General features: G+C 60.3%; 13 protein-coding genes. 10 read left to right on the top strand and 3 right to left on the bottom strand.

Annotated elements, in window-relative coordinates; genetic code table 11:
- Positions 1 to 7 precede the first annotated feature (7 nt).
- Both fkpB and ispH read left to right on the top strand, forming a co-directional pair.
- Positions 8 to 445, top strand: coding sequence for an FKBP-type peptidyl-prolyl cis-trans isomerase (fkpB, locus tag BLQ09_RS24455; protein ID WP_175472328.1), 438 nt, complete (start codon positions 8 to 10; stop codon positions 443 to 445).
- A 111-nt stretch (positions 446 to 556) separates the two neighbouring features.
- Positions 557 to 1504, top strand: coding sequence for a 4-hydroxy-3-methylbut-2-enyl diphosphate reductase (ispH, locus tag BLQ09_RS24450; RefSeq protein ID WP_027606852.1), 948 nt, complete (start codon positions 557 to 559; stop codon positions 1502 to 1504).
- On the opposite strand, the gene BLQ09_RS24445 is transcribed toward ispH, so the two are convergent.
- Complete coding sequence (locus tag BLQ09_RS24445) at positions 1458 to 2039, bottom strand: GspH/FimT family pseudopilin (protein WP_092358826.1); 582 nt, start codon at positions 2037 to 2039, stop codon at positions 1458 to 1460. The two genes, ispH and BLQ09_RS24445, sit on opposite strands and share 47 nt — an antisense overlap.
- 203 nt (positions 2040 to 2242) lie before the next feature.
- Between BLQ09_RS24445 and pilV the strand changes: the two genes are divergently transcribed.
- The 5 genes from pilV to thiO all read left to right on the top strand — a co-directional run bounded on the left by pilV (position 2243) and on the right by thiO (position 5549).
- Positions 2243 to 2728: a type IV pilus modification protein PilV gene (gene pilV / locus BLQ09_RS24440; protein WP_092358824.1), complete on the top strand. Its 486-nt coding sequence runs from the start codon at positions 2243 to 2245 to the stop codon at positions 2726 to 2728.
- A complete protein-coding gene (locus tag BLQ09_RS24435; protein ID WP_092358822.1) occupies positions 2725 to 3426 on the top strand; it encodes a prepilin-type N-terminal cleavage/methylation domain-containing protein in 702 nt (233 codons plus the stop codon). The genes pilV and BLQ09_RS24435 overlap by 4 nt, the downstream gene beginning before the upstream one ends.
- A 7-nt stretch (positions 3427 to 3433) precedes the next feature.
- Complete coding sequence (locus tag BLQ09_RS24430; RefSeq protein WP_092358885.1) at positions 3434 to 3964, top strand: PilX N-terminal domain-containing pilus assembly protein; 531 nt, start codon at positions 3434 to 3436, stop codon at positions 3962 to 3964.
- 11 nt (positions 3965 to 3975) lie between these two features.
- Positions 3976 to 4377 (top strand): type IV pilin protein, encoded by a 402-nt coding sequence (locus tag BLQ09_RS24425; protein ID WP_092358820.1) that lies wholly within the window; start codon positions 3976 to 3978, stop codon positions 4375 to 4377.
- A gap of 62 nt (positions 4378 to 4439) precedes the next feature.
- Positions 4440 to 5549 (top strand): glycine oxidase ThiO, encoded by a 1110-nt coding sequence (gene thiO / locus BLQ09_RS24420; RefSeq protein WP_092358883.1) that lies wholly within the window; start codon positions 4440 to 4442, stop codon positions 5547 to 5549.
- Here the strand turns inward: thiO and BLQ09_RS24415 are convergent.
- Entirely contained in the window at positions 5536 to 5769 is a 234-nt protein-coding gene (locus tag BLQ09_RS24415) for a PP0621 family protein (protein WP_027606845.1), read from the bottom strand. The two genes, thiO and BLQ09_RS24415, sit on opposite strands and share 14 nt — an antisense overlap.
- A 125-nt stretch (positions 5770 to 5894) precedes the next feature.
- Positions 5895 to 6920 carry an outer membrane protein assembly factor BamD gene (locus BLQ09_RS24410; protein WP_027606844.1) on the bottom strand — a complete coding sequence of 342 codons (1026 nt, stop codon included), beginning with the start codon at positions 6918 to 6920 and terminating at the stop codon, positions 5895 to 5897.
- Positions 6921 to 7069: 149 nt separating this feature from the next.
- Between BLQ09_RS24410 and rluD the strand changes: the two genes are divergently transcribed.
- From rluD to clpB, 3 genes are all read left to right on the top strand, one after another.
- A complete protein-coding gene (gene rluD / locus BLQ09_RS24405) occupies positions 7070 to 8032 on the top strand; it encodes a 23S rRNA pseudouridine(1911/1915/1917) synthase RluD (protein ID WP_027606843.1) in 963 nt (320 codons plus the stop codon).
- Positions 8029 to 8754 (top strand): peptidoglycan editing factor PgeF, encoded by a 726-nt coding sequence (pgeF, locus tag BLQ09_RS24400; RefSeq protein WP_092358818.1) that lies wholly within the window; start codon positions 8029 to 8031, stop codon positions 8752 to 8754. The genes rluD and pgeF overlap by 4 nt, the downstream gene beginning before the upstream one ends.
- Positions 8755 to 8900: 146 nt before the next feature.
- Positions 8901 to 11465 carry an ATP-dependent chaperone ClpB gene (gene clpB, locus BLQ09_RS24395; RefSeq protein ID WP_027606841.1) on the top strand — a complete coding sequence of 855 codons (2565 nt, stop codon included), beginning with the start codon at positions 8901 to 8903 and terminating at the stop codon, positions 11463 to 11465.
- The last annotated feature ends 191 nt before the right edge of the window (positions 11466 to 11656 follow it).

Below are 11656 nucleotides of genomic sequence, written 5' to 3'. Positions count from 1 at the left end.
TCAGGTATTGGCTGAGCAACGCATCGGCCAGAACACGGAAGTCACCTTGCATTTCGCACTGCGCCTGGAGAATGGCGACACGGTCGACAGCACGTTCGACAAAGCCCCGGCGACCTTCAAGGTCGGCGACGGCAACCTGTTACCGGGTTTTGAAGCGGCCCTGTTCGGTTTCAAGGCCGGCGACAAGCGCACCCTGCAGATCCTGCCGGAAAACGCCTTTGGCCAGCCCAACCCGCAAAACCTGCAGATCATCCCGCGTTCGCAGTTCCAGGACATGGATCTGTCGGAAGGCTTGCTGGTGATCTTCAACGATGCGGCGAATACCGAGCTGCCCGGTGTGGTCAAAACCTTCGATGACGCGCAGGTAACTATCGACTTCAACCACCCGTTGGCCGGTAAAACCTTGACGTTCGACGTTGAAATCATCGACGTTAAAGCTCTTTGATCAACGCCCCGAGCTAAAATGTGGGAGGGGGCAAGCCCGCTCCCGCCTTTGGTCGCCATTGTCAGTTCAGTAGCATCAACTCTGGCCCAAGCGCCAGACACGAGGCACAGCATGCAAATCAAACTCGCCAACCCCCGTGGCTTCTGCGCCGGCGTGGACCGGGCGATCGAAATCGTCAACCGCGCCCTGGAAGTCTTCGGGCCGCCGATCTATGTGCGCCATGAGGTCGTCCATAACAAGTTCGTGGTCGAAGACCTGCGCGCACGTGGAGCCATCTTTGTCGAAGAACTGGAGCAGGTGCCGGACGACGTTATCGTTATCTTCAGCGCCCACGGTGTTTCCCAGGCAGTGCGTACCGAAGCGGCTGGCCGTGGCCTGAAAGTATTCGACGCCACCTGTCCGCTGGTCACCAAGGTACATATCGAAGTCGCGCGCTACAGCCGTGATGGTCGCGAATGCATCCTGATTGGCCATGCCGGCCACCCGGAAGTCGAAGGCACCATGGGCCAATACGACGGCAGCAATGGTGGCGCCATCTACCTTGTGGAAGACGAAAAAGACGTCGCCAGCTTGCAGGTTCACAACCCTGAGCGTTTGGCGTTCGTGACCCAGACCACCTTGTCCATGGACGACACCAGCCGCGTCATCGACGCGCTGCGCAGCCGCTTCCCGGCCATTGGTGGGCCACGCAAGGACGACATCTGCTACGCCACCCAAAACCGCCAGGATGCAGTCAAACAGTTGGCCGATGAATGCGATGTAGTGCTGGTGGTCGGCAGCCCTAACAGCTCCAATTCCAACCGCCTGCGCGAATTGGCCGAACGCATGGCGACACCGGCGTACCTGATCGACGGTGCTGAAGATATGCAGCGCAGCTGGTTCGATGGTGTCGAGCGTATTGGCATCACGGCGGGCGCTTCGGCCCCGGAAGTCCTGGTGCGCGGCGTCATCCAGCAGTTGCATGCATGGGGGGCTACGGGCGCCGATGAGTTGGCCGGTCGTGAAGAGAACATCACTTTCTCCATGCCCAAGGAGCTGCGGGTTCGCTCGCTGCTCTGAATGCCAGGGTGCCGGAGTAACTTCGGCACAACGCCTGTTCGGCTCTATCGCTGCGCAGGCTGATGCGCCCACTGGGCGCCAGCACTACCTGGTACAGGCTCTGTACCGAGTCCGTGGCGCATATATGTACAGTGCCGGCACGAAAACCTCCCCCAGCAAATACCGGCTCGCCCAATCCGCTGAAGCGTACCTGGCTTTTGACCGGTCCATTCCCGACGATCGGCACCCGTCCACTGCCCTGGCGCTCCAGTAACACCGGGTTGTCGTCGTCCAGATGGCCACGCCCGCTTACATCCAGCACGACCCGCCAACCCCGGCTCCAGTCATCGTCCAGTGCGTGGATGACCACCGCGCGGTTACGCGTGATGGCTTCAGTGCGTGCGAAGCGAAATCCGTTTGTCAGTGATTGCGCCGCGCTTTGTCGCTGCTGTGATTCCAGCAGGCTGGTGAAACTGGGCGTAGCCAGATGCGCCAGGATGCCGCTCACGATCAGTCCGAGCAGCAGTTCGATCAGGGTGAAACCTCGTTGCTCCATAGGCCGTCCCTCCGTGGGCGTGTGTACATACAGGGTTGAGACATAGGTATAGCGTCCGGCTCGGAGTGTCGAATGATGGCCTTTATGTCCAAAGTATTTCCCTTTGTTCCGTAGCCAGCGCCGGCGAAAAACCGACGCTAGTCTTGGGGGGCACAGCAGGGTTTTCCTGCTTTTTTCGGCCCTCGACACGGATGACGACGGTAATGCCTGCCTGCCTGAAAACCTGTTTCTTCCTGACTTTTCCTCGGTGCCAAATCGGCATGACATTGATTGAAGTGCTGGTGGCGGTGCTGATTCTCGCCGTCGGGCTGTTAGGGGCAGTGATGCTCCAGCTCAACGCCCTCAAGTACACCGACAGTTCGAGGATGACCAGCCAGGCCAGTTTCATCGCCTACGATATGCTCGACCGAATCCGTGCCAATTCCGGTGCCGACTATTCGTTGCGTCGTGGCGCTCGAGCGCCGGCCAGTACCGCGACCACCAGCGTGCGTGACGTGGACCTGCATGATTTCGAGGCCAATATTCGCGGTTTTGCCGGGGAGAGCGGCAAAGGCTCCGTGGCGGTCAGTGCAGATGAAGTGACTGTCAGTATCAGTTGGGATGACAGCCGGGGTGCAAACACGCCTGGCGCGCGGGAAACCTTCACCCTGACCAGTCGCATCGACAATGAGCCGGGGGTGATGCAATGAGGCATCGGGTTAGAGGTTTCAGCCTGGTGGAATTGTTGCTGGCCCTGGCCGTCGGTTTGGTGCTGGTGCTTGGCGGGAGCCAGGTGCTGATCAATTCCCGAGCGACCCACGCCAGCCAGCAGGCGGCCATGTTGCTGCAGGATGATGCGCGGTTTGTGCTGGGCAAGATGATCCGGGACATTCGCCAGGCGGGCATGTTTGGCTGCTTGGCCACGGCCTTTATCGAGAATGCCCCGCCAGCCTTTGAAAGGCCAGTCAGCTGGAATGCCGGGGGCAGTTCAAAGTCGCTGACGCTGGTCACTGCCGATGTGGGCGGCGGCAGGCCTGACTGGACGGTGCTCTCCGACTGCACTGCTGGCGCCCAAGCCTATTCAGGCAGCTCACCTGCGCCTGCTCCCGGGCAGATTCGTTTTGCGATTCGGCAACTGACCTACACCTTTGAGGCGGGCCAGTTGAAGGTCAGCACGCCTGCCTCGCCGGCCAGGGCTGTGTTGGTGGATAACGTACGGGCTTTCGATGTCAGTTTCGGCGTGGCTGCCAGCCCGGTATCCGTTCGGGTTGTGCGTTATGACGCTATCCCGACCGATGAGTCCTTGATCCGCAGTGTGCGCATCCGCATGACGCTGCAAGACCCGACGGGGCGGGTAAAAGATCAAACCTACAGCGTCGTGGCGGCGCTGCGAAACCGTGTGGGCTAGGGCGACCATGGTGTTTGCTGGGGGTGTTTCTTCGCGGCAGGGGGGGATGGTTCTGCTGATAAGCCTGGTGTTTTTGCTGCTGTTGTCGTTGATCGGCCTGTCTTCGATACAGGGGGCGGTCACCCAGCAAAAGATCACCGGTAGCCTGTGGCACCGCAACCAGTCGCTGCAAACCGCAGAAAGTGGTTTGAGGCTGGGCGAGCAAGGTGTGAGGCGAAAGGGCGCGGCCTTGCCGCAGTGCCAGTCGATCGCTGCCTGCGGGCCACCGGATGAAGCGTTTTCGGTGGTGGGTGCCGGTCCCCATCCTGTGTCATCGGTTAACTGGGTTGCCATCAAGGGTGGGCTGTACGGTATTCAGTCCCTGGGGCCTGGTGCAGGGCTGCCGCATGTGCCGCCGCAAGCCCTGGCGACGTTGTACCGGGTAACAGCGGTCGGGCTCAGTGGTCAATCGCGCACCGTATTGGAGAGCGTATATGCGCGGGTGGAGGACGAGAGCGGCTCGCGGTTTCGGCGGGTTTCGTGGCGGCAACTTCAATAAGGAGCAATGGAATGGGCATGGACAGCCAGGGTTTTACCCTGATCGAGCTATTGATCGCCGTGGCGATCATCGCGTTTCTGGCCGGAATCGCTTACCCCGGGTACACCGGCCATGTGAAAAAGGTCTATCGCGCGGAAATCGTCGCGCTGTTGACCGAGCAGGCTCAGCACCTGGAGCGGTTTCATATGAGGAACGGCACTTTTATTGACGCAAGCGGCGTCAGTACGGGCAATGATCGCTATAGAATCACCGCAGCGTTGAACCCTCAGGATTTCTACCTGGTTGCTACACCGGGCGCCGATTCGTTGATGGCCGGCGACCCTTGCGGTGACTTCAGCCTGGACAGCAGCGGTGCGCGTGGCAATCCGGGGGCGGCACCTGAAATGTCGCGCCAGACATGCTGGGGGCAATGATGAGGGTGCTGGATGATTGGGCGCCGGGCGCGTTTATTCCTATTTATCGACTGGATCAAATGATGGCTAAGCAACAGCAAGTGGTGATTGTCGGTGGCGGAGTCATCGGCTTGTTGACGGCGTTCAATCTGGCAACCCAGGGGCAGGCTGTGATCCTGCTGGAGCGTGCCGGTGTGGGGCAGGAGTCGTCATGGGCGGGCGGAGGCATTGTTTCGCCACTGTATCCGTGGCGCTATAGCCCGGCGGTCACAGCGTTGGCCCATTGGTCCCAGGATTTTTATCCGCAACTGGCTGAGCGGCTGTTTGCCGCTACCGGTGTCGATCCGGAGGTCCATACCACGGGGTTGTACTGGCTGGACCTGGACGATGAAGCCGAGGCGCTGGACTGGGCTGCTCGTGAAGGGCGGCCTTTGAGCAAGGTCGATGTGTCTGCCGCCCATGATGCGGTTCCTGTCTTGGGTGGCGGGTATTCCCAGGCGATCTATATGGCCAACGTGGCCAACGTGCGCAACCCGCGCCTGGTCAAATCCCTGAAGGCCGCGCTATTGGCCCTGCCTGCCGTGACCGTTCACGAACAGTGCGCAGTGACCGGTTTTGTTCTGGATGGCGGCAACGTAGTGGGCGTGGATACGGCAGAGGGGCCGATTCTGGGGGATCAGGTGGTGCTTGCCGCGGGGGCGTGGAGCGGCGAGTTGCTCGGCACACTGGGCTTGGCGCTGCCGGTAGAGCCGGTCAAGGGGCAGATGATTTTGTACAAATGCGCGTCGGACTTCCTGTCGAGCATGGTCCTGGCCAAAGGGCGTTATGCGATCCCTCGGCGCGATGGGCACATCCTCATCGGCAGCACGCTGGAACATGAGGGGTTCGACAAGACGCCAACCGACACCGCGCTGGAAAGCCTCAAGGCTTCGGCTGTGGAACTGATTCCCGCTCTGGCCGACGCCGAAGTGGTGGGGCATTGGGCCGGCTTGCGGCCCGGCTCGCCGGAGGGGATCCCCTATATCGGTCGGGTACCCGGCTTCAACGGGCTGTGGCTCAACTGCGGGCATTACCGCAACGGGTTGGTCCTGGCGCCGGCATCGTGCCAGTTATTTGTTGATTTGCTACTGGAGCGTGCGCCGATCATCGATCCGGCACCCTATGCCCCCGAAGGTCGGATCAACGCTGGATAGACTTCGGTCCTTGCTCCAGATGCGCCTGGGTGCAATACCACTCCTGGCGCGAACTCAGGGCGCGATCCTGTGGCAAGTGCACGCCGCAGTGTGCGCAGCGCACCATCAACGCAGCGCCGGGCTCGCTGGTGCGTTGCTGCCTGGCGGTCGGGCTTTTGAATTTGCGCCAGAACCATACCGCGGCAGCAATAACGGCAATCCAGAACAGAAGACGAAGCATGATGGGCGGTTTCTCGATAAGGAATGCGCCAGTTTAGCCAAGGACGTGGCAGGCGCACAGCGCAATAATCCTTGCCCATAAAAAAGGAGCCCCGAAAGGCTCCTTTTTGCGTTGCGTCGACAGGCTCAGTCGAACACACCGAAGGTCATGTAGCTGAACCACGAGCGGTCCTGGTTGTTGCCCAGGGCCTGCGGCTCTTCTTCTTCGATCACGTCGCCGTTCTCATCGTGCGGCTTGAGGTCCGAAGGAATGGCTTCCTTGGCATCCTGGAACTGCTTGATCACGTCCTGGTTGGCGCGAGTTTCGCCCGGCGGCAACGGCGGCCGCGACTCGATCAGGCCCAGGGTGTACTTGCTCAGCCACGAGCGGTTGTCCGCTTCGGCAACCTGAGGCACGAACTGGCCGTCTTTCAGGCTCGGGTGATCAGGGTAGTTGAGCTTCAGGGTTTCCAGGCTGGTGCTGGCCAGGTCGTCCAGGTGCAGACGTTGGTAAGCCTCGGTCATCACCGCCAGGCCGTCACCCACGGAAGGGGTTTCCTGGAAGTTTTCCACCACATAACGACCACGGTTGGCGGCAGCTACATACGCCTGGCGGGTCAGGTAGTAGTGGGCCACGTGGATTTCGTAGGAAGCCAGCAGGTTACGCAGGTAGATCATGCGCTGCTTGGCGTCCGGCGCGTAGCGGCTGTTTGGGTAGCGGCTGGTCAACTGGGCGAACTCGTTGTAGGAGTCACGGGCGGCGCCTGGGTCTCGCTTGGTCATGTCCAGCGGCAGGAAGCGCGCCAGCAGGCCAACATCCTGGTCGAACGAGGTCAGGCCCTTCATGTAGTAGGCGTAGTCCACGTTCGGGTGTTGCGGGTGCAGGCGGATGAAGCGCTCGGCGGCGGACTTCGCAGCCTCCGGCTCGGCGTTCTTGTAGTTGGCGTAGATCAGCTCAAGCTGGGCCTGGTCGGCGTAGCGCCCGAACGGATAGCGCGACTCCAGGGCCTTCAGCTTCGCTGTGGCGCTGGTGTAGCTATTATTGTCCAAGTCTTTCTGTGCCAGTTGGTACAGCTCGACTTCGCTCAGGTTTTCGTCGACGACTTCCTTTGTTGACGAGCAAGCAGCAGTCATGGCGAGGATGGCGATCAGCAGCAGGTGTTTCACTTGCATGGCGGCTTGCGTCCCTATGACGGCCGCTGTCTTGGGCGGGGCCGTCCTGTTATGATGAGCGCCCCGTTGAAAGCCTCGGGGCAAAAGACGCCGTATTTAACCACAAGCGCGCAGCCGAAACCAAAGGCTGTGCCACGCCTAGTCTGAGCATGTCCGATAAAATTGAACTTCGCGCAGAGGTGCCGTCCGAATTGGGCGGCCAACGCCTCGATCAAGTCGCCGCACAATTATTCGCTGAGCACTCGCGCTCGCGCCTTTCCGCCTGGATCAAAGACGGCCGCCTGACTGTGGATGGAGCGGTTATCCGCCCGCGAGACATAGTCCATGGCGGTGCGATTCTTGAGCTGACTGCCGAGCAGGAAGCCCAGGGAGAATGGGTCGCCCAGGACATCGAGCTGGACATCGTCTATGAAGACGACGACATCCTGGTCATCAACAAACCCGCAGGCCTGGTGGTTCACCCGGCGGCCGGGCACGCTGATGGTACCTTGCTCAATGCCCTGTTGCACCACATCCCCGACATCGTCAACGTGCCGCGTTGCGGCATCGTGCACCGTCTGGACAAGGACACCACTGGCTTGATGGTGGTGGCCAAGACCATTCAGGCGCAGACGCAACTGGTTACGCAATTGCAGAGCCGTAGCGTCAGTCGTATCTACGAATGCATCGTGATCGGTGTGGTCGTGGCTGGCGGCAAGATCAATGCTCCGATCGGTCGCCACGGCCAGCAGCGCCAGCGTATGGCGGTGATGGAAGGCGGCAAGCAGGCGGTGAGCCACTACCGCGTGCTCGAGCGTTTCCGTTCCCACACCCATGTGCGGGTCAAGCTGGAAACCGGTCGTACCCACCAGATTCGCGTGCATATGGCCCACATCAACTTCCCGTTGGTGGGCGATCCGGCCTATGGCGGCCGCTTCCGCATTCCGCCTGCGGCGAGCCAGACCATGGTCGAATCGCTCAAGACGTTCCCGCGCCAGGCCTTGCATGCACGTTTCCTGGAGCTGGACCATCCGACGAGCGGTAAGCGCATGAGCTGGGAATCGCCACTTCCAGACGATTTTGTCTGGTTGCTGTCGCTGCTCAAGCAGGATCGCGAGGCGTTTGTCGGATGAATGACTGGCTGATTCCTGACTGGCCCGCGCCTGTCGGGGTGAAAGCCTGTGTGACTACCCGAACGGGCGGCGTCAGCCAGGCGCCGTTCGACAGCCTTAACCTGGGCGATCACGTTGAGGACAGTCTTGAGGCCGTCCTTGAGAATCGCCGTCGCCTTACCGAAGCCTTTGATATCCAGCCGGCCTGGCTGCGCCAGGTCCATGGCGTGGATGTGGTCGAGGCCGATCCTGGCCGCACCGCCGAAGCCGACGGCAGTTGGAGCAGCACCCCCGGCATCGCCTGCACCGCGATGACCGCCGATTGCCTGCCTGCGTTGTTCTGCAACCGTGCCGGCACTCGTGTGGCTGCGGCTCATGCCGGTTGGCGTGGGCTGGCGGCGGGCGTGCTGGAGGCAGCCTTCGAAAGCCTTGACGCAGAGCCTTCGGACATCCTGGTATGGCTGGGCCCGGCGATTGGCCCGCAAGCCTTTGAGGTTGGCCCTGAAGTGCGTGAAGCCTTCATGCAGCACCTGCCGACAACTGCCGAAGCCTTTGTACCAAGCCGCAATCCCGGCAAATTCATGGCCGACATCTATCAGTTGGCCCGCCTGCGCCTTGCTGCGCGGGGCGTCACCGCGGTTTATGGTGGTGGCTTCTGCACCGTGACCGACCCGCGCTTCTTTTCGTACCGGCGCAGCCCCCGCACCGGACGTTTTGCCTCCCTTATCTGGCTTGAGCGCTAGACTCTGCTGATCTGGGTCAACGCTGATCCATATCAACCGCCGCTCGCTTGAATCTTCCAGAATCCACCCCATCTATAAGGGTATCTGGCAGGTTTCTTCATTCAGGATGTTTTATAGCTCCGGCCTGCTCAAAAGGAAGGTGACTAATGCGTATTGATCGTTTAACCAGCAAATTGCAGTTGGCCTTATCGGACTCCCAATCCTTGGCGGTGGGTCTTGACCACCCGGCCATCGAGCCTGCGCACTTGATGCAGGCACTCCTGGAACAGCAAGGTGGTTCTATCAAGCCCTTGCTGATGCAGGTGGGCTTTGATGTCAACAGCCTGCGCAAGGAGTTGAGCAAAGAGCTCGACCAACTGCCGAAAATCCAAAACCCTACCGGCGACGTGAATATGTCGCAGGATCTGGCGCGCCTGCTTAACCAGGCCGACCGCCTGGCCCAGCAGAAGGGTGACCAGTTCATCTCCAGCGAACTGGTGCTGCTCGCCGCCATGGACGAGAACAGCAAGCTTGGCAAGTTGTTGCTTGGCCAGGGTGTCAGCAAGAAAGCCCTGGAAAACGCCATCAACAACCTGCGTGGCGGTGATGCGGTTAATGACCCTAACCACGAGGAGTCGCGCCAGGCCCTGGACAAGTACACCGTCGACCTGACCAAGCGTGCCGAAGAGGGCAAGCTTGACCCGGTGATCGGCCGTGACGATGAAATTCGTCGCACCATCCAGGTTCTGCAGCGTCGCACCAAGAACAACCCGGTGTTGATCGGTGAACCTGGCGTGGGTAAAACCGCGATTGCCGAAGGCCTGGCCCAACGCATCATCAATGGTGAAGTGCCGGACGGCCTTAAAGGCAAGCGCCTGCTGTCCCTGGATATGGGGTCATTGATCGCCGGTGCCAAGTTCCGCGGTGAATTCGAAGAGCGCCTGAAATCCCTGCTTAATGAACTGTCGAAGCAGGAAGGGCAGATCATTCTGTTTATCGACGAACTGCACACCATGGTCGGCGCCGGTAAAGGCGAGGGCTCCATGGATGCTGGCAACATGCTCAAGCCCGCCTTGGCGCGGGGTGAGTTGCATTGTGTCGGTGCTACTACGCTTAACGAATATCGCCAGTACATTGAGAAAGATGCGGCCCTTGAGCGGCGTTTCCAGAAAGTCCTGGTGGAAGAACCGAGCGAAGAGGACACCATCGCGATCCTGCGGGGCCTGAAAGAGCGCTACGAGGTCCACCATAAAGTGGCGATCACCGACGGTGCGATCATTGCGGCGGCCAAGTTGAGCCATCGCTACATTACCGACCGTCAATTGCCGGACAAGGCCATCGACTTGATCGACGAAGCGGCCAGCCGCATTCGCATGGAGATCGACTCCAAGCCGGAAGTGCTCGACCGCCTGGATCGTCGCCTGATTCAACTGAAAGTCGAATCCCAGGCCCTCAAGAAAGAAGAGGACGACGCAGCCAAGAAACGCCTGGAGAAACTTCAGGAAGAAATCGTCCGTCTGGAGCGCGAGTATTCTGACCTCGAAGAAATCTGGACCTCGGAAAAAGCCGAAGTACAGGGCTCTGCGCAGATCCAGCAAAAGATCGAGCAGTCGCGCCAGGAGCTGGAAGCCGCACGTCGTAAAGGCGACCTGAACCGCATGGCCGAGTTGCAGTACGGGGTGATCCCGGACCTGGAACGCAGCCTGCAAATGGTCGACCAGCACGGTAAGGCTGAAAATCAGCTGTTGCGCAGCAAGGTGACCGAGGAAGAAATCGCCGAAGTCGTGTCCAAGTGGACCGGCATCCCGGTGTCGAAAATGCTTGAAGGCGAGCGTGACAAGCTGCTGAAGATGGAGCACCTGTTGCACCAGCGCGTGATCGGCCAGGAAGAGGCCGTCGTGGCGGTGTCCAACGCGGTACGGCGTTCCCGCGCCGGCTTGTCCGACCCGAACCGTCCGAGCGGCTCGTTCATGTTCCTCGGCCCGACCGGTGTGGGTAAGACCGAGCTGTGCAAGGCCCTGGCCGAGTTCCTCTTTGATACTGAAGAGGCCATGGTACGGATCGACATGTCCGAGTTCATGGAGAAACATTCGGTGGCTCGCCTGATCGGGGCTCCACCAGGCTATGTGGGCTACGAGGAGGGCGGTTACCTGACCGAGGCCGTGCGGCGTAAGCCTTACTCGGTGATCCTGCTGGATGAGGTGGAGAAGGCTCACCCGGACGTGTTCAACATCTTGCTGCAAGTGCTGGAAGATGGACGACTCACGGACAGCCACGGGCGCACTGTGGACTTCCGCAACACGGTGATCGTCATGACCTCCAACCTGGGCTCGGCGCAGATCCAGGAACTGGTAGGTGATCGTGAGGCCCAGCGCGCTGCTGTAATGGATGCGTTGACCACGCACTTCCGTCCGGAATTCATCAACCGGGTCGACGAAGTGGTGATCTTCGAGCCATTGGCGCGGGATCAGATCGCGGGCATCACCGAGATCCAGCTGGGGCGTCTGCGCGGTCGCCTGGCGGAGCGCGAGTTGTCGCTGGAACTGAGCCGTGAGGCGTTGGACAAGCTGATCGCGGTCGGTTACGACCCGGTGTATGGTGCACGGCCTTTGAAACGTGCGATCCAGCGCTGGATCGAGAACCCGCTGGCGCAGTTGATCCTGTCGGGCAGCTTTATGCCGGGCACCAGCGTCGAGGCGACTGTGGAGAACGACGAAATCGTCTTCCACTGAGCCCGGATTGCACTGCAATAAGAGAAGGCCCTGCATCCCAGGGCCTTTTTTTTCGATAGGGCGTTGAACTGTAAGGCAAAGGCTTGTAAAGTGCGCCCCGCAGCAACGTCAGCCCACGGGTTTCTTCTCCCCAAGAAGAAATCAGAAAGAAGCGCAAATCATTGTCTTAAAAGCAATTTAAAGGGTTGACA

This window comes from Pseudomonas sp. NFACC25 (assembly GCF_900100935.1).
GTDB classification, from domain to species: Bacteria; Pseudomonadota; Gammaproteobacteria; order Pseudomonadales; family Pseudomonadaceae; genus Aquipseudomonas; species Aquipseudomonas marginalis.
Note: the sequence above shows the minus strand (reverse complement) of the source record. Positions and strands in the feature narration are given on the sequence as shown.